Annotated in this window: 24 protein-coding genes; 12 read left to right on the top strand and 12 right to left on the bottom strand. The window is 61.4% G+C overall.

What is annotated here, in order from left to right:
- Positions 1–13 precede the first annotated feature (13 nt).
- From J4721_RS07445 to cobA, 5 genes are read right to left on the bottom strand one after another with little or no spacing between them, the layout of a single operon-like run.
- Entirely contained in the window at positions 14–412 is a 399-nt protein-coding gene (locus J4721_RS07445) for a DUF934 domain-containing protein (RefSeq protein ID WP_211002379.1), read from the bottom strand.
- A gap of 3 nt (positions 413–415) precedes the next feature.
- Positions 416–1,195 carry a phosphoadenylyl-sulfate reductase gene (locus J4721_RS07440; protein WP_102854883.1) on the bottom strand — a complete coding sequence of 260 codons (780 nt, stop codon included), beginning with the start codon at positions 1,193–1,195 and terminating at the stop codon, positions 416–418.
- A 4-nt stretch (positions 1,196–1,199) separates the two neighbouring features.
- Complete coding sequence (locus tag J4721_RS07435) at positions 1,200–2,864, bottom strand: nitrite/sulfite reductase (RefSeq protein ID WP_014875068.1); 1,665 nt, start codon at positions 2,862–2,864, stop codon at positions 1,200–1,202.
- A complete protein-coding gene (locus tag J4721_RS07430; RefSeq protein ID WP_014875067.1) occupies positions 2,857–3,165 on the bottom strand; it encodes a DUF2849 domain-containing protein in 309 nt (102 codons plus the stop codon). Before J4721_RS07430 ends, J4721_RS07435 begins: the two co-directional genes overlap by 8 nt.
- On the bottom strand, positions 3,165–3,998 hold the full coding sequence (cobA, locus tag J4721_RS07425; RefSeq protein WP_102858784.1) for a uroporphyrinogen-III C-methyltransferase: 834 nt from the start codon (positions 3,996–3,998) through the stop codon (positions 3,165–3,167). The genes J4721_RS07430 and cobA overlap by 1 nt, the downstream gene beginning before the upstream one ends.
- Before the next feature lie 146 nt (positions 3,999–4,144).
- Here cobA and J4721_RS07420 point away from each other — a divergent pair, with 146 nt between their 5' ends.
- On the top strand, positions 4,145–4,624 hold the full coding sequence (locus J4721_RS07420) for an Lrp/AsnC family transcriptional regulator (protein WP_014875065.1): 480 nt from the start codon (positions 4,145–4,147) through the stop codon (positions 4,622–4,624).
- 203 nt (positions 4,625–4,827) lie between these two features.
- Positions 4,828–6,027: an MFS transporter gene (locus J4721_RS07415; RefSeq protein ID WP_102876842.1), complete on the top strand. Its 1,200-nt coding sequence runs from the start codon at positions 4,828–4,830 to the stop codon at positions 6,025–6,027.
- 52 nt (positions 6,028–6,079) lie between these two features.
- On the opposite strand, the gene J4721_RS07410 is transcribed toward J4721_RS07415, so the two are convergent.
- On the bottom strand, positions 6,080–7,264 hold the full coding sequence (locus tag J4721_RS07410; protein WP_211002380.1) for a cytochrome P450: 1,185 nt from the start codon (positions 7,262–7,264) through the stop codon (positions 6,080–6,082).
- Between the two features lie 61 nt (positions 7,265–7,325).
- Here J4721_RS07410 and J4721_RS07405 point away from each other — a divergent pair, with 61 nt between their 5' ends.
- From J4721_RS07405 to J4721_RS07385, 5 genes are all read left to right on the top strand, one after another.
- Positions 7,326–9,116, top strand: a complete 1,791-nt coding sequence (locus J4721_RS07405; protein ID WP_211002381.1) for an ATP-binding protein — start codon at positions 7,326–7,328, stop codon at positions 9,114–9,116.
- On the top strand, positions 9,113–10,342 hold the full coding sequence (locus J4721_RS07400) for a sigma-54 dependent transcriptional regulator (protein ID WP_211002382.1): 1,230 nt from the start codon (positions 9,113–9,115) through the stop codon (positions 10,340–10,342). Before J4721_RS07405 ends, J4721_RS07400 begins: the two co-directional genes overlap by 4 nt.
- 685 nt (positions 10,343–11,027) lie before the next feature.
- The gene (locus J4721_RS07395) at positions 11,028–12,029 is read left to right on the top strand and encodes a DctP family TRAP transporter solute-binding subunit (RefSeq protein WP_014875060.1); all 1,002 of its coding nucleotides are present in this window, start codon (positions 11,028–11,030) and stop codon (positions 12,027–12,029) included.
- 108 nt (positions 12,030–12,137) lie between these two features.
- Complete coding sequence (locus tag J4721_RS07390; protein ID WP_014875059.1) at positions 12,138–12,815, top strand: TRAP transporter small permease; 678 nt, start codon at positions 12,138–12,140, stop codon at positions 12,813–12,815.
- A complete protein-coding gene (locus J4721_RS07385; RefSeq protein WP_014875058.1) occupies positions 12,815–14,218 on the top strand; it encodes a TRAP transporter large permease in 1,404 nt (467 codons plus the stop codon). Before J4721_RS07390 ends, J4721_RS07385 begins: the two co-directional genes overlap by 1 nt.
- 201 nt (positions 14,219–14,419) lie before the next feature.
- On the opposite strand, the gene tpiA is transcribed toward J4721_RS07385, so the two are convergent.
- The 4 genes from tpiA to J4721_RS07365 form a co-directional block, all read right to left on the bottom strand.
- Positions 14,420–15,172 carry a triose-phosphate isomerase gene (gene tpiA, locus J4721_RS07380; protein ID WP_076615995.1) on the bottom strand — a complete coding sequence of 251 codons (753 nt, stop codon included), beginning with the start codon at positions 15,170–15,172 and terminating at the stop codon, positions 14,420–14,422.
- Between the two features lie 263 nt (positions 15,173–15,435).
- A complete protein-coding gene (locus J4721_RS07375) occupies positions 15,436–15,795 on the bottom strand; it encodes an iron-sulfur cluster assembly accessory protein (protein ID WP_102858779.1) in 360 nt (119 codons plus the stop codon).
- 68 nt (positions 15,796–15,863) lie between these two features.
- On the bottom strand, positions 15,864–17,123 hold the full coding sequence (locus tag J4721_RS07370; protein WP_211002383.1) for a glycerophosphodiester phosphodiesterase family protein: 1,260 nt from the start codon (positions 17,121–17,123) through the stop codon (positions 15,864–15,866).
- A gap of 343 nt (positions 17,124–17,466) precedes the next feature.
- The gene (locus J4721_RS07365) at positions 17,467–17,829 is read right to left on the bottom strand and encodes an SUF system Fe-S cluster assembly protein (protein WP_014875054.1); all 363 of its coding nucleotides are present in this window, start codon (positions 17,827–17,829) and stop codon (positions 17,467–17,469) included.
- 233 nt (positions 17,830–18,062) lie between these two features.
- Between J4721_RS07365 and J4721_RS07360 the strand changes: the two genes are divergently transcribed.
- Together J4721_RS07360 and J4721_RS07355 are read left to right on the top strand one after the other, a co-directional pair.
- Entirely contained in the window at positions 18,063–19,274 is a 1,212-nt protein-coding gene (locus J4721_RS07360; protein WP_014875053.1) for a GTP-binding protein, read from the top strand.
- On the top strand, positions 19,271–19,945 hold the full coding sequence (locus J4721_RS07355) for a DUF1826 domain-containing protein (RefSeq protein WP_211002384.1): 675 nt from the start codon (positions 19,271–19,273) through the stop codon (positions 19,943–19,945). Before J4721_RS07360 ends, J4721_RS07355 begins: the two co-directional genes overlap by 4 nt.
- Before the next feature lie 89 nt (positions 19,946–20,034).
- Here J4721_RS07355 and J4721_RS07350 read toward each other — a convergent pair whose 3' ends face one another.
- Positions 20,035–20,313, bottom strand: coding sequence for an NfeD family protein (locus J4721_RS07350; RefSeq protein WP_211002385.1), 279 nt, complete (start codon positions 20,311–20,313; stop codon positions 20,035–20,037).
- Positions 20,310–21,203, bottom strand: a complete 894-nt coding sequence (locus J4721_RS07345; RefSeq protein ID WP_014875050.1) for an SPFH domain-containing protein — start codon at positions 21,201–21,203, stop codon at positions 20,310–20,312. Before J4721_RS07345 ends, J4721_RS07350 begins: the two co-directional genes overlap by 4 nt.
- Before the next feature lie 347 nt (positions 21,204–21,550).
- Between J4721_RS07345 and tgt the strand changes: the two genes are divergently transcribed.
- The 3 genes from tgt to J4721_RS07330 all read left to right on the top strand — a co-directional run bounded on the left by tgt (position 21,551) and on the right by J4721_RS07330 (position 23,903).
- Positions 21,551–22,681 (top strand): tRNA guanosine(34) transglycosylase Tgt, encoded by a 1,131-nt coding sequence (tgt, locus tag J4721_RS07340; RefSeq protein ID WP_102883668.1) that lies wholly within the window; start codon positions 21,551–21,553, stop codon positions 22,679–22,681.
- Positions 22,678–23,454: a hypothetical protein gene (locus tag J4721_RS07335; RefSeq protein WP_123585464.1), complete on the top strand. Its 777-nt coding sequence runs from the start codon at positions 22,678–22,680 to the stop codon at positions 23,452–23,454. The genes tgt and J4721_RS07335 overlap by 4 nt, the downstream gene beginning before the upstream one ends.
- Before the next feature lie 98 nt (positions 23,455–23,552).
- Positions 23,553–23,903, top strand: coding sequence for a hypothetical protein (locus J4721_RS07330; protein ID WP_247655935.1), 351 nt, complete (start codon positions 23,553–23,555; stop codon positions 23,901–23,903).
- The last annotated feature ends 196 nt before the right edge of the window (positions 23,904–24,099 follow it).

Here is a 24,099-nt window from a genome sequence, read left to right as displayed (position 1 = left end):
GGAGAGGGCTGGCTTAGCGCGCGGCGGTGCCGCGCAGGCGGGCCTGGTAATCATGCGCCTGCCAATTGGCACGGGCAAGCCATTGATCCTGCGGCTGACGGGCGGCCAGGTCCTCGCTGATCTCCACCTCGTCAAACCCGGAGCGCCGCGCCATCGCATATTGATCGGCCAGCACATGGCCATGGGCGCGCAGACGCCCGGTGTAGCCCGCCAGCCGCAGACGGCGGGCGAGGGTAAAGCCCCGGCCATCGGCAAAGCTGGGGAAATGAATACGGATCATCTCCAGCCCCGGCAGTTGGTTGGACAGGGCCGCCGGATCGGCATCAGGCTGCATCTCAATGGCGGTTTCGCTGTCAAAGCCCGCCGTCCAGCTGTCGGGGCCAAAGCCCGTATCGGTCACAATCACGCTCATCTGTCAGGCTCCTGTGCGAATGAATTTGCCATCCACCACGTGGATGCCGCATTCTTCCTTGTCTTGGTTGCGCCAGCGTCCGGCCCGCGGATCTTCGCCTTCCTTGACGGGCGAGGTGCAGGGGGCGCAGCCGATTGAGGGGTAACCCTTGGCCACCAGCGGGTGACGGGGCAATCTGTTTTCATCCATATAGGCGCGCACATCCTGTGGCGCCCAATGGGCCAGCGGGTTGATCTTCAGCCGACCTGTGGGGCCGGTGGCGGTCTCTTCCACCTCGAAGAAGTCCAGCGCCGCGCGCGACCCGGCCTGAAACCGCTTGCGCCCGGTGATCCAGCCATCAAAGCCGGACAGCGCCTGTTGCAGCGGCGCGGTCTTGCGCAGGGCGCAGCAGGCGTCGGTATCCGAGAACCGCAGTGCGCCATAGGGGTCTTTTTCGGCGATATCAGCGGCACGGATCACCTGCACATTGCGCAGGCCCAGCCGCTCGCTCACCTCCTGCTGGTAGACCAGCGTTTCGGTGAACAACAATTCGGTATCGACAAAAACCACCGGCGTCATCGGGTCGATCACGGCTGCCATATGCAGCAGCACGACCGATTCCGCGCCAAAGCTGGAGACCAGCGCGATATGGCCCGCGTCATTGAGCGCGCCTTCCATGACCGCGGTGGCAGAATGGTGGCGGAAGCGCGCATTGAGCGCATCCACCTTTGTTGCCAGTGCCAGCTGATGCGCACTGCTCGGGCCTTGGCGTGTGTCAGTCGGTAGTGCCGCTGCATTGACCATGGTGCTAAGCAACCTTTTTCTGGGCCTCGGGGTAAAGCGCGGCCTTGAACGGATCCATGCCGACGCGACGATAGGTCTGGAGGAAGGTTTCCTCGGCGCTGTCGCGCAGAGAGAGATAGGCGGTGATCAGACGTTCCACCGCAGGCACGATTTCGTCATAGGCGAAACCGGGTCCGGTGCGGGTGCCAATGGCGGCGGTCTCAGTCGCGTCGCCGCCAAGGGTGATCTGGTAGTTCTCCACCCCGGCGCGGTCGAGGCCAAGAATACCGATGTGGCCGACATGGTGGTGACCACAGGCGTTGATGCAGCCCGAAATCTTGATCTGGAGATGACCCACCTCATGTTCCAGCTTCAGCTCTTCAAACCGGGTGGCAATCTCCTGCGCCACCGGGATTGAGCGGGCAGTGGCCAGCGCGCAGTAATCCATGCCGGGGCAGGCGATGATATCGGAGATCAGCCCGACATTGGCAGTGGCCAACCCGTGGTCTTTCAACGCGGCGTGCAGGGCAGGCAGGTCCGATTTATGGACATGCGGCAGGATGACGTTCTGCTCATGGCTGATGCGCAGCTCGTTATAGCCGAACCGTTCTGCCAGATCGGCCATTGCCCGCATCTGCGCGGCGGTGGCATCACCGGGTGTCTGGCCATGCGCCTTGATCGAGATGGTGACGATGGCGTGGTTGTCATCGCGGTGCGCGGCCAGATTGGTATCAGCCCAGGAGCGGAACACCGGATCTGCATCATAGGCCGCCAGATAGGTCTCCACATTGCCACCGCGAAGTTTGGGCGGGGTAAAATGAGCTTTAATCTCTTCCAGCAGCAGCTGATCGGTGCCGTCAAAGGCCTTGCGGCGCTCTTCGAACCGCTCCTCCACCATCTCGCGGATGGTGTCGATGCCGTTTTCCAGCACGGTGATCTTGATACGGGCCTTATATTTATTGTCGCGCCGACCCAGCAGGTTGTAGACCGCCAGCACGGATTCCAGATAGGGCAGCAGATCGGCCTGCGGCAGGTAATCGCGGATCACCTTGCCAATCAGCGGCGTGCGGCCAAGGCCACCACCCACGATCACCTCAAACCCGGCCACACCGTCGCGTTCGACCATGCGCAGGCCGATGTCATGGGCCTTGGTGACGGCGCGGTCGTTGGAGCTGCCGGTGATGGCGATCTTGAACTTGCGGCCGAGGAACTGGAATTCCGGGTGGTCGGTAGACCACTGGCGGATCAGCTCGGCATAGGGGCGGGGGTCGGTCAGCTCATCCTTGGCGGCGGCGGCAAAATGATCCGACGTGACATTGCGGATAGTATTGCCGGAGGTCTGGATCGCGTGCAGGCCAACCTCACCCAGCGCATCCAGCATATCGGGTACATCGCGCAGCTTGGGCCAGTTGTACTGGATGTTCTGACGGGTGGTGAAATGGCCATAGCCCTTGTCCCACTTCTCCGCCAGCAGCGCGAGGGTGCGCATCTGGTCAGAGTTCAGCGTGCCATAGGGGATCGCCACCCGCAGCATATAGGCGTGCAGCTGCAGATAGAGACCATTCATCAGGCGCAGCGGCTTGAACTCATCCTCGGTGAGAGAGCCGTCAATGCGGCGCTCGACCTGGGCGCGGAACTGGGCGTTGCGTTCGGCGAGGAACGCCGTGTCGAAATCGTTGTACTTATACATTTGCTGCGGCCTCCTGCTTGCCGTGGCGATAGTTGGATGGGCCGGTGCGGCGGAAATCTTCGCGAAAATGGGTGGGCTCGGGGCCGTTGGCGCCCGCCTTGGCATCGGTCAGGTAGATGCCCACCACGTGCAGCGCGTCTTTTTCGGCTTCGAGCAGGCGCAGCTGGGCTTCGGCCTCATCCTCGATCAGCTCGGCCTCCTGCAGCTCGCGGCTCCAGCCATTGGTGTCGGTGAAATAGATCACGTCGCCCTCAAGCAGGTCGTTGGCGGTGATGATTTTCGGGGTAAAGGGGCGGGGCATCAGGCAAGCTCCATTTTCAAATCTGTCAGGGCCTGGGCGCTGGCGCGCGGGGCAAGGCCGAGGAATGTCAGCGCCGGGCCGGTCAGTTCGGCGGCGGCAAGATCGGTGGGCAGACGCTCCAGCGTGGTTTCAATCACCCGCTGATTGGCGCGCGAGGCGTTTTCAACAATAGTCATCGGCGTGGCGCGGTCGGCACCGTGCATGATCAGGCGGCCCTGCACGAAACGCGCGGATTTCTTACCCATGTAGATGGCGGCAACCTCACCCGGACGGGCGAGAGCGGCCCAGTCGTGATCAGCAAAGCCCTTCATGTCGTGGCCGGTCAGAAACCGCACCGAAGCATTGCGCCCGCGCTGTGTCAGGCTTTGACCGATGGAGGCCACGGCAGCCGAGGCCGCAGTAATACCCGGCAGGATCTGATAGGCGACGCCGGCAGCCTCGCAGGCGGTGAGCTCTTCATCGAGACGGCCATAGACGGTCGGGTCGCCGGATTTCAAGCGCAGGACCTTCTTGCCCATACGGGCATGGGCCACCATGCGGGCGCAGATTTCTTCCTGACTGACCTGTGGGCCAAACCCTTCCTTGCCGACGTCCTCCAGCTGGGCCTGCGGGCCTGCCAGCGCCATGATCTCGGCGCTGACCAGACGGTCAAACAGGATCACATCCGCCTGCAACAGCGCGCGCGCCACCTTCAGGGTCAGAAGATCAGGGTCACCGGGGCCGGAGCCTGCAAAGGCGACCTCACCAGCCACCAGAGCTGAGGAGACAGGACCACAGATGTCACCCCGCATCGGGTGCGGTGCAGGGGGTGTGGTTGGGGCTGGACCGGTCATCTGGGGCCTCGTCTGGTTTGTTTGACTTACCCCTGAATATAGGAAATATTCCCCCTTATCCGCTATATGGCGCGGCAAATAAGGAAGATTGTTCCAGCTGGTGTCAGATGCAGGCGGGTTGATCCCCAAACAAGGAGAAAACAGGAATGACAGTGCGGATCGACGGCACGGACAGGAAAATTCTGGCGGAGCTGCAACGCGATGCAGGCCAGTCGCTGGATGAAATCGCCCGCCGTGTGGGCAGTTCCAAGACCCCGGTTTGGAATCGTATTCGCAAATTGCGCGAGGGGGGTGTCATTGGGCGCCAGACCATGGTGCTGGATGCCGAGGCGCTGGGATTTGAGGCGTGTTTCTTTGTGCTGATCCGCACCTCTGCCCATGAGGCAGAATGGCAGGCCAAGTTCCTGAAGGCGCTGCAGGATCGCCCGGAGGTGCAGGAGGCGCACCGGCTGGCGGGGGACATCGACTATATCCTGAAGGTGCGGGTGAAAAACGCCCGTGCCTATGACAACTTCTATCAGGCGCTGATCTCCGAGGTGCGGGTGCATAATGTCACGGCACTCCTGTCGATGGAGGAGATCAAATCCACCACCCTGCTGCCGCTTGAGGCCATCGCAGAGGAATAAGCGCGCTGTCGTCTGATGGCGCCAAAGGAAAGGGGGCGCTGCCCCCTTTTTCGTGACCCGCGCCTGCGGCGCAGGTCCCATCCCCCGGAGTATTTCTGGAAAGATGACGGGGCGGGTCGCGCGACACCTGGCCTGGACTGAAGGCTTGCGCGCGAGAGGCGCTCCGGCAATGGTGAGGCATTTGCTGTTGAGTTGACTTAATCATGCCCATTTCCCCATCCTCTACGGCACCTGTAGGTGCGGTGACGGCGCGCCTGATGTTTCTGTTGCTGTTGTTCTGCGGCACGATTTGCACCGCCATGATTGTGCCCTTCATGAGCTATTTTCTGGTCAGGGGGTTGGGCTATGAGCCCTGGATCATCAGCGTTTACGCTGGCATGGCGATCAGCCTGACCCTGGTGGCCAACCGGCAGTTTGCCCGCCGCATTGATGCCGGCGCGCGGGTGTTTCCGCTGGTTGGACTGGCAGCGGCGGGGTTTGTGTGTGCGGCCGGAGCGCTGGCGCTGCTGCCCGCGCTCTGGGTGGTGCTGACGGCGGGTGTTATAGGGTTCGGGATCAGTTCCAGCGCGGTGTCGACCATGTTCAGCCTTGGCGGCAGTTTGGCCGAGCGTCACAAGGTGGAGCGGGTGCGGTTCAATGCGCATATGCGGGCCACCACATCAACCGCTTGGATGATTGGCCCGGCTGTCACGTTTCTGATTGCGGATGGGATCGGTCTTCGGGCGGTGTTTGTGATGGCGGTTGCGGTGTCGATGGTCTGGATCGGTCTGTGGTGGTTTACGCTGCCCCGTGACATCACCGCGATGCCGGGCCGTGCACCCGCACAGGACTGCTTTGGCCAGACCGCAGTGGCGCCGCAGGGGTTGTGGCTGGCGGCCGGGTTTGTGTTCTGCCTGTCGAGCGCACATTCGCTGACGTTTTCCGCCTTGCCGATCTTTTACGTGGAAGAGGTGGGGCTGCCCGGCTATGCGCCCGGTTTTGCCTTTAGTATTAAAACCTTTGTCGAGGTGATTGCGATTTTCTCCACCCCTTGGGTGATTGCGCGCATCGGCATGTGGCGGGCGCTGCTGGCGGTGACCGGGCTGGCGGTTGTGACGATCCAGCTGCTGGCGGCGGTGCAGAGCTTTCCGCAGATGCTGGCGGGGGCGGCGCTGGAGGGGCTGTATTACGGGTTCTATGCCAGCCTTGGTATCAGCTATGTGCAATCCTTTGCGCCAGACACACCTGCCCGCGCGACGGCGATGTACTGGAATACACTGATGGTGAGCGGGGTGACGGCGGGTCCGGCTGTGGGGCTGATTGCGCAGGCCTATGATTTTCAAACCGTGATCCGCTGTGCGTCGGCTGTGGCTGTTGTGGCTGCTGCGGTGCTGATCTTTGGACGGCCGCGAAGCCCAGCCTGAGGGGGGGGGGCGTGGTGTCGTGGCAGGCCGCGCTGGCCCGCCACGAGGGGGATCAGACCTGCACCATCAGGCCTGTCAGCCCGTGGAAATGGTAGGTGTTGTTATACTCCGGCTCGGCGGCCAGTTTCAGATCCGGGCAACGCTCAAACAGGATCGGCAGGGCGATCTGCATTTCCATCCGTGCCAGCGGCGCGCCGACGCAGAAATGCAGCCCTGCGCCAAAGGAGGTGTTCACCTTCGCCGGGCGCGTGGGATCGAAGCGTTCGGGATCCTCCAGCATTTCGGGATCGCGATTGGCCGCCGCCAGCAGCAGCGCCACCTCGTCGCCGCGCTGGAAGGTGTGGCCGAACAGCTCAACCTCCTCATAGGCGTAGCGGGTGAACATATGCAGCGGCGGGTCGTAGCGCAGGATCTCCTCCACCAGACCGTCGATGCCGTCGGGTGCAAGCCAGCTTTTGTCCCAGCCCTGTTGCAGCATAGTTTTCACGCCATTGCCCAGTGAATGCACCGTGGCCTCGTGCCCGGCATTGAGCAGCAGGATACAGGTGCCGATCAACTCATCGGTGGAGAGGCTTTCGCCGTCTTCCTCGGCCTGAATGAGACGGGTGATCAGATCCTCGCCCGGGGTCTTGCGGCGTTCGTCCACATAGGTGGTGAGGAAGTCGATGAACTCCTGGCTGGCGCGGGCGGCGGCATGTTCTGTTTCAACCGTTTTGGAGGCCTGATACATCGCCACCATCTTGTGCGACCAGTCCAGGAGCTGCGGCGCCATATCGGTGGGCACGCCCAGCAGGCGGCAGATCGCGATCACCGGGACCTGGGTGCAATAGGTGGTGAGCAGATCAAAGGGCGCATCCTTAGGGAAGGCGTCGATCAGCTCATGGCAGAGAGTGTCCAGCCCCGGCGCCAGCGCTTTGATCTCGCGGCTGGTGAAGGCACGCAAGACAAGGCGGCGCAGGCGAGTGTGGCGGGGTGGCTCTGCATCCAGGAGCGAATGCGCCTCGACCTGCAGGAAGGGGGCGAGATGGGCAGGGCTTTCGCGGGCCATCTCCGGCGGGATCTCGCGGCCAAAGCGGCGGTCGCGCAGCAGGGTATGAACAGCCGGGTGCGAGAAGGCTGCAACCATATTGTAGTCCTGCCAGTGGTGCAGATGTCCCATCGCGCGGGCCTCGGCGTAAAAACCGTAGGGCGATTGGACAAAATCGGGATCGGTGGGGGATTGAGTCAATGTCTTCATCCGCGCAGCTTTTGCCAAGGCGGCTGGTCAATGCAAGGGGGGCTTTGCTACTGTGCGGCCAATGACGCAGTTTCACGCACATCGGTGGATCATTCTGGCGCTTCTTTTGGGGGCCGTGGCGGCTGTGGCCGGGGGTGTCTACCGGCTGGGGTATCGTCAAGCGCTTGATTCGCTTGCGGAACGCAGTACGGCGGACCTGGCGCTGGCCTCGGACCGGGTGACGACGCAGTTGCAGGTCTATCAGGAACTGGCCGTTCTGATGGCCGATCACCCGACGCTGAAACGTCTTGACCGGGCAGAGGCCCGCGTGGCGGCGCAGGGCCTGTTGCGCGAGGTGGCGGATAAGACGGCGGCGCTGGATGTGTTCTTTGTCGACCGGGCGGGACGCGTGGTGGTCGCTGCTGAGGGGGTGATGGGGCGCGATGTGACCCAGACCGGTTATTTTCATCGTGCCATGCAGGGCGCGCTGGGCACCGGCTATGGTGTGCTGCAACCAGATGGGCGGCGCGCCTATATCTATGCGGCACCTGATTTCGATGTGGATGGTCGGGTGCGCGGTGCCTTGGTGGTGGTTGCTGATGTCGAAGATGTGGAACAGACATGGCGTGGCTCGCTCCCGGCGGTGTTTTTCACCAATCGCGGCGGCGAAGTGTTTATCGCCAACCGGCGAGAGTTGTTATTCTGGCAGCGCAGCGCCGAGGGACCGGGGCTGTCGCCGCCGGATGGGCGACAGGTGGCGCTTCGGTCCTGGCTGGAAGGGCCGCATGAGATCTGGGATCTGCGCTGGTCGCCCTATCTGCCGGAGCGGGCGCTGCATCAGGCGGTGAACCTGCCGCAGATCGGCATGGTGGGCGAAATTCTGGTGGATGTCGCCCCGGCGCGGCGTCTGGCGGGGTTGCAGGCGGCGGCGATGGCGGCAATCGTGCTGGCGCTGGGGGCGATGCTGGCCCTGGCTATTGAACGCAGGCGCACGCTGGCGGAGGCAAATACGGTGCTGGAAAGCCGGGTTGCGGCGCGCACGCGGGCGCTGTCGGCGACCAATATGCGGCTGACCCGCGAAGTGCAGGAACGTCAGGAGGCCGAAGCGGCGCTGAAACGTGCGCAGCAGGATCTGGTGCAGGCGGGCAAACTGTCAGCCCTTGGGCAGATGTCGGCGGGGATCAGCCATGAGCTGAACCAGCCGCTGATGGCGATTCAGCAATATGCCGAGAACGGCGAGGCCTTTGTGGCGCGCGGCAAACCGGAGCGGGCGGGAGAGAACCTGGGCCGGATTGCGCAGATGGCCGGTCGGATGGCGCGGATCATCAAGAACCTGCGCGCCTTTGCCCGCAACGAGAGCGAGCCGATGGGGCGGGTGGATCTGGGGCAGGTGATTGCCTCGGCGATTGAGCTGACCGAACCGCGCCTGCGTCAGGATGGCGTGCATCTGCACTGGCAGCCGCCTGCGGAGCCGGTTTTTGCTTGGGGCGGTGAAGTGCGTCTGTCGCAGGTGTTTGTGAACCTGATCAACAACGCAGCTGATGCCATGCTGGAGCAGGAGCAGCGCGAGATCCGGATTGCGATTGAGACGCGCCACGACGAGGGTGATGCGCGGCTTGCGGTGATTGTGCGCGACATCGGCCCCGGTCTGAAGGAGCCAGAGAAGATCTTTGATCCCTTCTACTCGACCAAGGCGGTTGGCAGTTCCGAGGGGATGGGGCTGGGGTTGTCGATCTCCTACGGGTTGGTGCAGAGCTTTGGCGGTCATATCCGGGGGACAAATACCGGCGATGGCGCGGAGTTCACGGTGGAATTGGACCGCTGGCACGCGCAGACGGGCACGGGCCCGCAACAACAGGATGAGGTGGCATGACCAATCGGGTTTTGGTGGTGGATGACGATGCCGCGGTGCGGGCCGCGCTGGGCCAGACGCTGGAGCTGGCGGATTGTGATGCGATCACGGTGGGATCCTTTGTTGCGGCCAAGGATCTGATCACGCCCGATTTTGACGGGGTGATCCTGTCGGATATGCGGATGCCGGGGCGCGACGGGTTTCATCTGTTGCGCTATGTGCGCGAGGTGGACGGTGATCTGCCGGTGATCCTGCTGACCGGTGAGGGAGACATCCCGATGGCGGTGCAGGCGATGGGAGAGGGGGCGTTTGACTTCCTCGAGAAGCCCTGCGCCAGCGTTGATCTGATGGCCGTGGTGCGCCGGGCGTTGAAGACGCGGGCGCTGGTGCGGGAAAACCGGGCGTTGAAATCGCGACTGGAAAGCGGCGATCCGGCGGCGCGGATGATCTTTGGCACCTCGTCGCAGATGGAGGAACTGCGGGCACGGGCGCGCGGGGTTGCTGCCACCGGGGCGGAGGTGCTGGTGACCGGCGCGCCGGGCGGTGGGATTTCCAAGGTGGCAGAGGTCATTCACCTGATGTCACCGCGTGGTCAGGGCGCGTTTGTGAAACGTCCGGCTGCGGGGCTGACCCCTGACGGGTTTGCGGATCTGTGTCGCGAGGCAGCGGGCGGATCGCTGTATCTGGATGAAATCGCCGCCCTGCCAAGCGAGACGCAATATGCCATGCTGGAAGCCCTGGAGCAGGGGCTGGAGGCGCGGGTTCTGGTCGGCTCGGTTGCGGATCTGGCGGAAGAGGCAGCGCAGGGGCGGTTCCTGCCGGATCTGTTCTATCGGCTTGATGTGATGCGGGTGCGCATTCCGGCGCTGTCGGAACGCCCCGAGGATATTCCCGTGCTGTTCAGCCATTACGTCGCACAGGCGGCAGAGCAGGCGGGCATTGCCGCGCCGGATATCCCGCAGGAGCATCTGGCGGCACTGATGGCGCAGGATTGGCCGGGCAATGCGCGCTCGCTGATGTCGGCAGCGATGCGGTTCGTGCTGGGGATGCCTGAGGAGGCGGCGCAATCGGCAGAACTGGGGCTGGCGGAGCAGCTGGCGCAGGTGGAGCGGTCCTTGCTCATAGCGGCGCTGGGCCGACAGAACGGCCATGCCTCTGCCGCGGCCAAAGCCCTGAAGCTGCCGCGCAAGACGTTTTATGACAAGCTGGCGCGCTATGGCATCCGGCCTGAGGACTATCGCCGCTGAGGACGGTCTGGTGTGTGTTGTGATCCGCGTCCTAGGGGAGGTCGCGGGGCAGTGAGGTGGCGGCGCCGCCGGGAGCCCCGCAAAGGGGGCTAGGGCGGAGGGGGGATGGAGCCGGCTGTCAGTCGGTCCCATGTTCGTCAACCTTTTCGTCAACTTCGGTTATCTGAACGCCCGGCCTGCGGAGGGTATCCGAGGGCGGGCCGATCTCCTGCCGGGGCATATGCCAGATGCCCCGGATCGGTGGGCTGCTTGTCAGGCGGCCCGAATGTCGCGACACGTCCAATCTGACAGATCCGGGTTAAGGGAACGCGAGATCGGCGTGCGCTGTCTGCGCAACGGCCCTGCAATGATACGGCGCGAGTGTTGGATCTGGTGGCGGGCGGCGGGATTTGAGTATTTGAGGAAAGGTGACGGGCGCTGATTCCGCCTGATGAAATGTCTGGCGCTAACAGGGTGTGCGGATTTCCGCACAGGCGTAGGATCACCCTGTGCGGAAAATCGCACACCGTTTTTGAGGCGCCAATATGACGGGTGAATTCTCCCGCGCAGCGAGTTGTTTTTAATTGGTAAATTCCGTTCCGTCGCGACGGATAACAAAGACTTGAGCGGGGCAGCTTTGCCCGTGATGCTGCGTCTGGGGTCTTCGCCTGAGCGGAGGCTATGGAGATATTCCGGGAGGAAAGACATGAAATTCGTAACTGCTGCTGCCACCGCTGTGGCGCTGACCATGAGTGCCGGGACCGCAATGGCGGCCTGTGATGACGGTGAGATTGTCGTCAAGTTCAGCCATGTGACCAACACCGACAAGCACCCCAAGGGGATCGCTGCCTCGCTGCTGGAAAAGCGCATCAATGAAGAGATGAACGGCACCATGTGCCTGGAGGTCTATCCGAACTCCACGCTTTATAATGACAACAAGGTGCTGGAAGCGATGCTGCAGGGCGACGTACAGCTGGCCGCACCAAGCCTGTCGAAATTCGAGAAATTCACCAAGCAGTTCCGCCTGTTCGATCTGCCGTTCATGTTCAAGAACATTGATGCGGTCGATGCCTTCCAAGGCTCCGAGAATGGTCAGGCGATGCTGGATTCTATGCAGCGCCGTGGCCTGCAGGGGCTGTCCTACTGGCACAATGGCATGAAGCAGATGTCGGCCAACAAGCCGCTGATCAACCCGTCGGACGCCAATGGTCTGAAGTTCCGCGTGCAGTCCTCGGACGTGCTGGTCGCGCAGATGGAAGCCATTGGTGGCAGCCCGCAGAAAATGGCCTTCTCCGAAGTTTACGGCGCACTGCAACAGGGCGTTGTGGACGGGCAGGAAAACACCTGGTCCAACATCTATGGCAAGAAGTTCTTTGAGGTGCAGGACGGTGTGACCGAGACCAATCACGGCGCGCTGGACTATCTGGTTGTGACCTCCGTGGATTGGCTGGACAGCCTGGATCCGGCGGTGCGCGAGCAGTTCCTGACCATTCTGGGCGAGGTCACCGCGACGCGGAACTCCGAGTCCACCAAGGTGAACGCAGAGGCCCGTCAATCGATCATCGATGCCGGTGGCGTGGTGCGTGAACTGACGCCTGAGCAGCGCGCAGCCTGGGTTGAGGCGATGAAGCCGGTCTGGGAGCAATTCGCAGGTGATGTGGGTCAGGACATGATCGACGCAGCCCAGGCGATCAACGCGGGCATGTAAGGGCTGCGGCCTTAAGATCCGGGGCTGGCGCGACGGCGCGCCGCCCCAATTTGCACGGTGCGCCATCCGCGCCGGTATCCCATTATCCAAACATCGAGGGAGAGAGATATGGCGGGGGCAAAACCTGGCCCGACCGGGCTTATCAATACACTCGAAGAGACGCTGATTGCGCTGCTGCTGGGGCTGATGACCCTGATTACATTTGCCAATGTGGTGGCGCGATTTGTGTTCAATTCCAACATTCTGTGGGCGCTGGAGCTGACGGTGTTCCTGTTTGCCTGGCTGGTTCTGCTGGGCGCATCCTACGCGGTAAAGGTCCATGCCCATCTGGGGGTCGATGCGATCCTCAATATGGTGTCGCCGGGCGCGCGCCGGGTGATCGGGCTGATTTCGGTCGGCTGTTGTCTGGTGTTTTCGCTGCTGCTGCTGAAGGGCGCCTATGACTACTGGGCGGTGTTTGCCGATCTGCCGCCCACCTCTGGGCGCTGGTTCCCCACCGGCTTTGACATGAAGGCGCGCAGCCAGAGTTTTTATGAGGTGCAGGATGTACCGATGGTGGCGATCTTTGGGTTTCTCGAAGATCTGATCAACTACGGCGATTCCTACGAGAAACTGCCCAAGGTGGTGCCCTATGTGGTGCTGCCGCTGTCGATGCTGCTGATGTTGCTGCGCTTTGCCCAAGCGGCGATGCAGATCCTGCGCGGCGATGTGGACCGGCTGGTGGCCAGCCATGAGGTCGAAGATGAAATCGCCGAGGTTCAGGCGCAGCGCGGGGAGCACGACTGATGGATGTCGTCCTATTGTTTTCCATGGTCATCGGGCTGTTGCTGATCGGGGTTCCGATTGCCGTGGCACTTGGCCTCAGCTCGACATTGTTCCTGCTGATCTACTCCGACAGCTCGCTGGCGTCGGTTGCTGGCACATTGTTCGAAGCCTTTGAGGGGCATTTCACGCTGCTGGCGATCCCCTTCTTCATTCTGGCCTCAAGCTTCATGACGACGGGCGGTGTGGCGCGGCGGATCATCCGGTTCTCCATCGCTTGTGTCGGTCATCTGCCGGGTGGTCTGGCGATTGCGGGCGTCTTTGCCTGTATGTTGTTTGCGGCCCTGTCCGGGTCCTCACCGGCCACAGTGGTGGCCATCGGATCCATCGTGATCGCGGGGATGCGGCAGGTGGGGTACTCCAAGGAGTTTGCCGCTGGTGTGATCTGTAACGCGGGCACGCTGGGCATCCTGATCCCGCCGTCGATTGTGATGGTGGTCTATGCGGCGGCGGTTGAGGTCTCGGTGGGGCGGATGTTCCTGGCGGGCGTTATTCCGGGTCTGATGGCGGGTCTGATGCTGATGGTCACCATCTATGTGATGGCCAAGGTGAAGAACCTGCCCAAGGGCGAATGGCTGGGCTGGGGGGAAGTTGCGGCCTCGGCGGCCAATGCCTCGGTCGGTCTGCTGCTGATCGGGATCATTCTGGGCGGCATCTATGGCGGGATCTTCACCCCGACAGAGGCGGCGGCGGTGGCGTCGGTCTATGCCTTCTTTGTAGCGACCTTTGTCTACCGTGACATGGGACCGTTGAAATCTGCGCCGAAACCCAAGGATATGGGTCAATTCCTGACCATGTTGCCGAAGATGCTGGGACAGACGGTGGTCTATTTCATCCCGTCCTTTTTTCACGCCGATACGCGCCATGCGTTGTTTGAGGCGGGCAAGCTGACGGTGACTCTCTTGTTTGTGATCGCCAATGCGCTGATCCTGAAACATGTGCTGACCGACGAGCAGGTGCCACAGCAGATTGCCACCGCGATGCTGTCGGCGGGCTTTGGCCCGGTGATGTTCCTGATCGTGGTCAATGTGATCCTGCTGATCGGTGGTCAGTTCATGGAGCCGTCGGGGCTGTTGGTGATCGTGGCGCCGCTGGTGTTCCCGATTGCCATCGAACTGGGCATCGACCCGATCCATCTGGGCATCATCATGGTGGTGAACATGGAAATCGGCATGATCACTCCGCCGGTTGGTCTGAACCTCTTTGTGACCTCCGGGGTTGCAGGAATGCCGATGATGGCGGTGGTGCGGGCCGCACTGCCGTTCCTGGCGGTGCTCTTCGTGTTTCTGATTATGATCACCTATATCCCGTGGATTTCAACCGTGTTGCCGAATGCGGTGATGGGGCCGGAGATCATCACCAAATAGAGCAGGTGTTCAGTACCCAGAATATGAAAAGGCCCGGGAACTGCTCCCGGGCCTTTTTCTGTCTGGCGTTATGTCAGGGGCTTTGCCCCTCTGCGCTGGCGCGCATTCACCCCAGAGTATTTCGTGAAAGGTGAAGGCGGGGTGCGGGGTCTGTCATCTTTCCCCAAATACTCCCGCCGGAGGCTGCGTCGTGAGGCGCATTTATGCGCTAGCGTCGAGAGCCGCGACGATGGGGGCGAAATCCGCAGCCTTGAGGCTGGCGCCGCCAACCAGGGCGCCGTCGACATGGGCCACCGCGAAGATTTCCTTGGCATTGCTGGCTTTGACAGATCCGCCATAGAGCAGTCGGATGGCGTTTGCGGTCTCGCCGCCGAAGCGTTTCACGAGGCTGGCGCGCAGGTCGTTGTGCACTTCGGCAATCTGTTCGACCGTGGGCACCTTGCCTGTGCCGATCGCCCAGACCGGTTCGTAGGCCACCACCACGGTTGTGCCGCTGGTGTCATCGGGGAGGGAGCCTGCCAATTGCGCCCGGACCACATCAAGTGTTTTGCCCGCCTCGCGGTCGTTCAGGGTTTCGCCCACGCAGATGATGGCGGTCAGCCCCGCAGCGATGGCGGTCTTGGCCTTGGCCCGGACTGTTTCATCCGTCTCACCGTGGTCGGCCCGGCGTTCGGAATGGCCAAGGATCACGGCGGTGGCGCCCGCGTCATGCAGCATTTCCGCGCTGAGATCGCCGGTATGGGCGCCATAGGTGGCGCTGTGGCAATCCTGGGCGCCAATGCTCACCTTGCTGTCGACGCAGACATTGGCCGCGCGGTAGAGCAGGGTTGCAGGCGGGCAGATCAGCACCTCGGCCTTGGCGGATTTGCAGCTATAGGCAAGATTGCCCAGCTCTGTCAGCGCACTTGCGGTGCCGTTCATTTTCCAATTGCCTGCGGCCAGTTTCCGACGCATCTGCGTATCTCCCTCAATCTTCTGTTGCTGCCTGCGAAGCCCTGTCGGGGCGCGGCAGCTTGCTGCTGGGTCTGTCCTAACATTGTTCGGAATAGGGAACAATTCGCCTGTTCACCACCAGCGGTGGTCAGCACATGTTGAACAATATCGAAGTGCGCCAATAACCGGGCGCAAAAAAAGAGGCAGAAACTGCCTCTTTTTTGGTGTTGTCTGCGCGCCACCACTCGCAAATCGGCGAGATGACAGGGACGCCGTACTGCGGATCAGCCTACGGGCATATCCTTGAAACTGATTGATTCTCCGCAGCCGCAGGCCTCGGAGACATTGGGGTTGTTGAACTTGAACCCGGCCTCCAGCAGCGAGACCTCATAGTCGATTTCGGTGCCGAAGAGGAACATCTGCGCCATCGGCGCGATCAGCACGCGGGCACCATCCTGTTCGACCACTTCGTCGTTGGGGTCGGGTTGATCGACATATTCCATGGTATATTCCATGCCGGCACAGCCGCCCTTCTTCACGCCGATGCGCAGGCCGGAATGGCCGCCCTTGTCCATCAGCTTGGCAATCTGGGCCGCTGCCTTGTCGGTGATGGTCACCGCTTGTTTGCCGGGAATGCCGAACATGTCTGTCTCCACTATCGCGCGTTACCCCTAATCTAAGGGGGGCGTGGCGCAGGCTCAAGGGGCTGCGGTCACAGCCCCATGCAATTGGCGTAATAGGTCACGGTTGCGGGCCAGTCGGAAAATACCCCGACAACCCCCACATCCTGCGCCAGCACATCAAGCACCTGATAGGTGGCCGCGTCCGATTGCACCGCAGCTGCGACCGATTGGAAATACCAGCCACCGCCGTTTTTCAGCGGACCAGAGCGCTCCAAGGTCCAGGTGATGATATTCAGACCGGCGGCGCGTGCGGCTTTGGCATAGGGAGAGGGGACCATGCGGCCATCCTCCAGCGTCAGCAGCATCCAGATCGGTGGCGCGATATAGTTGAGCCCCATGTCCTTCAACTCCTGCATCGACGGGCGGAAGGTTGCGGGGTCCATTGGATCAATCTGGCCTTCATCTTCGTCGTGGCGGGCGAAGCGATCATCGAGGTAGACCGCCTGACGGCCAAATTCCGGCGTTTGGGTGAGCCAGTATTTGATGTCGTCGAGGTCAAAGCTCTGCACCCAGACATCGCTGGCGGGGATCTCGGCGCTGACATAGGCGTCGATCAGTTTCTGCGCATAGGCTGCCTGCGTCATCCCGTTGAAGGGCATGGCGACGGTAGGGGCCTTCAGCTCGGGAGTGAATTTTGCGCCGAGATCGCGGAACAGCCGGATACTGTCGGCATGGCTGAGCAGAGTTGCGCCGTTCTGATGCAGGCTGCTGCGCCAGGGGGCGAGGCCGCCCTGAAAGGCGGCGGCACTGGTGGCTGTGGGGTCACGGCTGTCCATCTTGGGGCGCAGGGTCATCAGCTCTGCCAGCGTCAGATCGCTGGTGCGGCACTCGGCGCTTGCGGGGGCATCGGCGGTGGCCGGGGCAAAGGGCTGGGTGCAGCGGTCGGCAAGATCGGTGGTGAGGATATCGGTTGTGGTGTGTAGATCGTTCTGCGAGTGGCGGCAGACCAGTTCCAGATCGCTGGTGAAGGTTACATCGCATTCCATAACCCCTGCGCCCATGGTGGCGGCGGCGCGATTGCCCTCTACCGTATGTTCGGGAAACATCAGCGGCGCGCCCCGATGTGCAATGGAAAAATCGCTGCGTTCCGGGGTTTGCCGGGCACAGGATTGCAGTTTGGTCTTCAGCGCGCCATCGGGCAGGGCGTCAACCAGATAGGCCGGGCGCGGACCGTAGCTGAGCGCAATGGTGGCCTCAGCGGTGGTCTCTGCTGCGGCGGGGCTGGCGCATAAAGGGGCGGCAAGAGCAAGGGAGATCAGACGCGCGCAGATGTGAAATGTGCGGGGCAACAGGGTAACTCCAAATCATTTGGGGGCGCTCTTGGGGCGTGTTGCGGTATTAATCCGTGGGTCGCGCCAAGAACGGCTGCGGATGACCCGCAGCGATTTATAACTCTGATGTTACGGGGGCTTGCCTCTCTGGGGCAAGAGGGGGCGGGCGGATTGCTGCGGTCTTGCGCAACGTTAGCGTGCGTGTGACGCGAGCCAGGCGCGCGTGCCCCGGGACTGTGTCAACGGCCTGAACCTTGCAGCGGGTCATAAAAAACGCGGCAGGCGAGGGGCCGTGCCGCGTTGTGTCTTGTGGAAAGGACGGGAGCAGGCGTGGTTTGTGCTGCACCATCCGCGGCTGCGGCTACATGAAGCCGAGTTCGAGCCGTGCCTCATCCGACATCATGTCCATGCCCCAGGGCGGCTCCCATGTCAGTTCGACATCGCAGCTTTTGACGCCGGGGACGGGAGAGACGGCGTCCACGATCCATCCCGGCATCTCACCGGCGACGGGGCAGCCGGGGGCGGTGAGGGTCATAATGATCTTCACATCATTCTCGGCTGTGATGTCGATGGTGTAGATCAGGCCCAGTTCATAGATATTCACAGGGATTTCAGGGTCATAAACAGACCGGCACGCGTCCACCACCGGCTCGTACAGCTCATGGCTGACAGAGGAGGGGGCGATCAGCGGTGTGCCTTCCAGTGGTTCGGATGCGTTGGTCATAAGGGCCTCGGTTCGTTTCCTGACTGTTTATATAGGGAAGCCGGGCGCGAGGGTCCAGTGGCGGATCGCATGCGGCTTGTGATCAAGCGTCGCAGGAGAGGCAGGGATCTTGCTATAAGTGAATGATACGTTATATCGTAACACTTCCTGCGACTCATGAGGGATTTGTCTGCTGACGGTGTCAGAGGCACTCTCATCCGTCGCGCTGTGCTTTAGACTGGGTATCAAGATCGATGAAAGATAATCGCCTTCCTGTAACTGTTCTGTCCGGGTTTCTGGGAGCCGGAAAGACGACGTTGCTCAATCGTATTCTTAACAATCGCGACGGGCGTCGGGTCGCCGTGATCGTGAATGACATGTCGGAAATCAATATTGATGCGGATCTGGTGCGGGCGCATACGGAGTTGAGCCGCACCGATGAAACATTGGTGGAAATGTCCAATGGCTGTATCTGCTGCACCCTGCGCGATGATCTGCTGGCGGAAGTGCGACGTCTGGCGGGGGAGGGGCGGTTTGACTACCTCTTGATCGAGTCCACCGGCATCTCCGAGCCTCTGCCGGTCGCTGCTACCTTTGAGTTTCGCGATGAGGGGGGCGAGAGCCTCTCGGATGTGGCGCGGCTTGATACGATGGTGACGGTGGTGGATGCGGTCAATCTGCGCCGGAACTTTTCCTCGCATGATTTCCTTGCGGACCGGGGCGAGACCCTGGGCGAGGAAGATGAGCGCACGCTGGTACATCTGTTGACCGATCAGATCGAATTTGCCGATGTGGTGATCCTGAACAAGGTGGCTGACGCAGGCCCTGATGAGGCCGATGCGGCGCGCAAGATCATTCGCAGCCTGAATGCGGATGCCGAAATCATTGATGCCAATCATAGTGCGGTTGCCGCAGATAAAATTCTGGACACCGGATTGTTTGACTTTGAGCAGGCGCATGAGCATCCGATGTGGGCCAAAGAACTCTACGGGTTTGCCGATCACGTGCCGGAGAGCGAGGAATACGGTGTTGCGTCATATGTTTACCGGGCACGACAACCCTTTGTGCCGGAGCAAATTCTGGCGCTTCTCAATGGGGATTTGCCGGGTGTGATCCGGGCCAAGGGACATTTCTGGATCTCCACCCGGCCTGATTGGGTGGCGGAATTTTCGCTGGCCGGGGCCTTGTCCAGCGTGAAACCGCTCGGCACTTGGTGGGCGTCGGTTCCGGTGGAGCGGCACCCGACCCATGAGCAGGCGCGTGCCTACATAAAAGCCCATTGGCAGGAGCCCTGGGGGGATCGGCGTCAGGAACTGGTGTTCATTGGTTCAGGGATCGATTGGCCCGGGTTAAAGGCGCAGCTGGACGGATGTCTTGTGCCAGCTGACGTGGCCACCGGTCCCGATCAATTGCCCGACTATACTGATCCTTTTCCCATCTGGCGGCGGCCGGAGGCTGCGGCGTGATCGCGCTTTGCAAGAGCGCCCCGGAGGTGGCGCAAGACGTCGATATGGCACGGGATGAGACAGGGCTGCGGCGGTTTCTGGAGCCTGATTGCGCCGCGCTGATCTGGCGGCGGGAGACGCCCGCCGACGTCCAGCATTGGCTTGACCGGGTTGACCCCGACCGGCTGCCCCGGGGGCGGGTCATTGTGCAGCCAGAGATGATCGCACGGGTCTTGGCGGAGTTCTGTGTCATGTCCGGCCTGCCGCAGGGGCCGGAACATGACTGGCTTCAGGCGGATGTTACGCGGTTGGCGGGCGCGTTTTCATCGTTGATGGCGGCAAGATACCTGCGGTTCCGGCTGGACGTGGTGACCACAAATGCCTGCCGTAAGTTCCATGTCGATGCCATCACGGCGCGCTTGGTCTGCACCTACCGGGGGACCGGAACCCAGCTGGGCGTGTCTCGCCAGGGCGAGACCCCGGCCCATGCTCAGACGGTCGCGACCGGGTCACCCCTATTGCTGCGTGGCACCCGCTGGCCCGCGCAACCGGCGCCCGGTCTGCTGCACCGGTCCCCGCCGATCGAAGGTACCGGAGAAACCCGTCTGGTTCTGGTGCTGGATCCGGTGACCGACCCGGGGGATGAGGTGGAAAGCCATATGACCACTCCCGCCGCGGCGCCGCTGCATTAACGAGGCGTTTGCCGACTGCGTATTCACACCACAGGTGGCCTGCGAACCCAGACTGAACCCCGCCCGACGTCTATCGGGCGGGGCTTTTGTCAGTCGTTGATATCCCGGTCGAAGTGTTTCACCTGCCCCTTGGGTCCCTTGAAGAAGTGGCGGAGCACCAGCCAGGCGATCAGGGAGAGGGTGGCGTAGATGAGCAGGAGCACGGGCAGGGAGATGCTGCCTGCCGGGGTGAACGCCAGCAGCAGCCCCACAGCAACGGCCCCGATGGCAAACCCTACGAAGATGAACCCCGGTGCCAGGACCTCAACAATGGCGAGGCCGATGGCTATGGCGATCCAGACCCACCAGACCGAGAGCAGGGCGGTCATTTCCCGCTACCTTTCAGCATGTTGAAGGCATTGCCGAAAGCCTCGATCGCATTTGCGGGCACCAGAATGGTCTGTTTGCCTTCACCGGCGCCAAGGGCGTTGAGCGCCTCAACCTGTTTCAGGGCCACCTGATATTGCGCGGCTTCGATGCCATGGTCGGAAATGGCTTTTGCGACCACCTGGGTGGCGTAGGCTTCGGCGTCGGCCTGAATGCGGCGGGCTTTGGCGATCTGCTCGGCGGCGTAGAGTTCGGCGTCGGCGTTCAGCTCAACCGCGCGCTTTTGACCCTCAGCCTCGGTCACCTGGGCGCGGCGGGCCCGCTCCGCGTTCAGCTGTTGCAACATGGCGTCGCGGGTGGCCTGATCAAGGTTTACATCCAAGATCTCGGCGCGGGTCACTTCGATGCCCCAATCATCCACAGCGCTTTCGACGAGATGCTGGATCTGGCCGATCAGCTGCGAGCGGTTTGACTGCACCTCATCCAGGTCCATTTTGCCGATCTCAGCCCGCACGATACCGGCCACAGTGGTGGCAATGGCGCCGTCCACGTCACGGATCCGGTAGACGGTCTTTTCGGGTTCCAAAATGCGGTAGAACACCGAGGTGTCGATCTGCACCAAAACATTGTCCTTGGTGATGGCGTCCTGGCTGGCGTTGGGCAGCTGGCGTTCCAGGATGGAGACCTTATGGGCGACGGCGTCCAGCAGCGGCACGATGAAGTTGATGCCCGGCCCAAGCACCGCATGCAGGCGGCCAAAGCGTTCAACCACATATTTTTCGGACTGCGGCACGATGCGGATGCCTTTGAAGATCAGGATCATCAAGAAGATCGCGCCCAGAATATATATGATATTCTGTGTCAGCAGAGAGAGCAGGAGTTCTTCGGACATTTTGCCTCACAATATATTTGTATACTATAGTATGCACTTGAGGGCCTGTGGGCGTGATTTCAAGATCAGCTGCCAGACCCTAGGTCCCGATCTCTATGGCCCGCGCAGTGTTGGCAGACAAGGGGAAGCGGACGCGGCGTGCCGCATCGCTGCTGTCTGAGAGCCAAGCGCAGTGATCGGGAAAGGCGCACTGCAGGCTTGAAAGCCGGCCAAAGATCGGGCACATCCGGCAGGCTGTGCTGGCCGGGTTTCGGAACGCGCAGAGCAGGGTTCAGGTGGCAGATGATCCCGTTGGAAAATCACCCGTCGCGGCGGGACCTCGCGTATGACAGCCCAAGGAAGATATCATGGCACCCAAAATCTCGTTTGACCTGAAAGCCACCGATGGCAAGGCCCGCACGGGTGTCATTAATACCCCGCGTGGTGAGATCCGCACGCCGGCGTTCATGCCGGTGGGCACAGCGGCGACGGTGAAGGCGATGATGCCGGAGAGCGTGCGTGCGACCGGAGCGGATATTCTCCTTGGCAATACCTATCACTTGATGCTGCGCCCCACGGCAGAGCGGATTGATCGTTTGGGCGGTTTGCACAAGTTCATGAACTGGGAGCGGCCTATCCTGACGGACAGTGGCGGGTTTCAGGTGATGTCGCTGGCGGGTCTGCGTAAGCTGACGGAAAAGGGCGTGACCTTCAAAAGCCATGTGGATGGCTCCAAGCATGAGCTGACGCCGGAACGCTCGATGGAGATCCAGAAGCTGTTGGGATCCGACATCGTGATGTGTTTTGACGAATGCCCCGCGCTGCCTGCGGACCGCGACCGCATTGCTGAATCGATGCGTCTGTCGATGCGGTGGGCCGAGCGGTCGCGCGAGGCCTTTGGTGACCGTCCGGGCCATGCGCTGTTTGGTATTATGCAGGGCGGGCTTGAACAGGACCTGCGCGAAGAAAGCGCCGAGGCGCTGACGAAGATCGGCTTTGAAGGCTATGCCGTCGGCGGCCTAGCGGTGGGTGAGGGGCAGGAGGCGATGTTTGATTGTCTTGACTATGCCCCCGGTTTCCTGCCCGAGGATAAGCCGCGCTACCTGATGGGCGTGGGCAAGCCTGACGATATCGTTGGCGCGGTGGCGCGCGGCATCGACATGATGGACTGCGTGTTGCCGTCGCGTTCTGGTCGGACGGGACAGGCGTTCACCCGCTACGGCGTGGTCAATATCAAGAACGCGCGGCATCAGGACGATCCGCGCCCCTTGGACGAGAAGTGCTCCTGCCCAGCGTGCAGCAACTATTCCCGCGCCTATCTGCACCATGTATTCCGCTCCAACGAGATGATCTCCGGCATGCTGCTGACCTGGCACAACCTGCATTACTTCCAGGAGATCATGAGCGGTATGCGCGACGCGATAGCAGCGGGGACGTTTGAGGCTTGGCAGAAGGATTTTCACGACACCCGCGCGCAAGGCGATATTGAGCGGCTTTGATCACAAGCCAAAAAATCGACTACGCACCAGCAGTGAATTTGAAATTACGTCTTTTTCTCCAGTATGGAATTGATCCGATGAATTTTTTGACACGCGTCACAGTTTGTTTGGGCACTGTTTTGAGCCTCTCTGCATGCATGGAGGGCGGCAGCTCATCATCCCGACCGCCTAAACAGCTGAGCTTTCAAGATGTTGCCGCGATGGAGCTCTATCAGCGCGGTGGCGATAGACCTTTTTTTGATGGTGGCCTTGCTGCCAAGAGAGTCTCGGCTGCAGTGCTTTTTGTTCCGGGTGGTGCAGCGCGGCATGATGCCGTCAGGGGTAACGCCGTCTACTTTCAAGTTACCGTAGGCACATCAGAAAGCACTTTCCGTCCGCCTGCGCATTTGCCGAGCAGTGTTTTTGCCGGGCTATCAAAGCCTGAGCTGGTTGCCCTTCACAGTGACCTGACTTCCGGCCGGACGTCAGGGCGTGTCTTGGAACTGGCGAAAACGGCGGCACGCCAGACAATTTGTGCCGCTGGCACGGTGAGCCTTGATGACAGACCGATTCGCGAGGGCGTTCCGTTGACACCCCAGCAACAGGCCCGTGTGAATGCGGCGCTAGGCGGTCGTTTGGATCGAATTCTGGAGATGAAAAAAGAGGACCTTGACCGGCTCGGAATTGGCTTTGTTTTGAATCGTGAAACCAGGCCGGTACCGAATTTCTACTACAAAACTTATCGCTACAGCGGTACCAAATCAGCTTTACTGAGGATGAAATGCTTGTTCTAGGGAGGAGTGTCGGGCTTATTGCGCTATGTCTTGCCGCGTGCGGCGGGCGGGAGACTACCAAATTCAATCCCACCGTACACCAGATCTCTGAGGAGAGATTGGCCTATCCCTCCTCGGGGGCGACCTATCTGCACTGGGACAAGGGGCATGGCTACCAAGTCACCTACTACAGCGAAAAGCATGTCTGGCTTTGGTATCCCGGAAACAGGGCTGCGCTTCGTGGGGATTGGGTCCAAGAGCTTGTCGCGGGGGAGTATTACCTCTGCTTCACCTATCCTCACAGCTCCTACAATCCTATGACGGGTGTTGTCGGTGGTCAAAAAGAATGCCAGTTGCAGACCATTCTGGGTGGGGCGCTTGAGGGCGCGTTGGCTGGTGATGTGTACAACTTGTCATCGGGCAGGGTCCCGTATGTGCTGCGCAGGAACAAACGACCTGCCGAATTTTGAGGCGTGGAGTGACGGTGCTAATCGGGAACGGCGGGTAGTCGGTTTGGAAGCCCTTCCGGGACACCTGCGTGTAAGGCGACATTGAGGGCCTGGACTGAGAGGCGCGAGAGCCGAATGTTGCCTGTGGTCCCTTTGCGTTGTGTTCGTGTTGTTGAAAACTTGAGCAAATGTTCACCGGCGGGTCTCGCGCCGAACA

It is taken from the genome of Phaeobacter sp. HS011 (assembly GCF_018101215.1).
Lineage (GTDB): Bacteria > Pseudomonadota > Alphaproteobacteria > Rhodobacterales > Rhodobacteraceae > Phaeobacter > Phaeobacter inhibens.
This window is presented reverse-complemented; position numbering and strand designations above follow the sequence as displayed.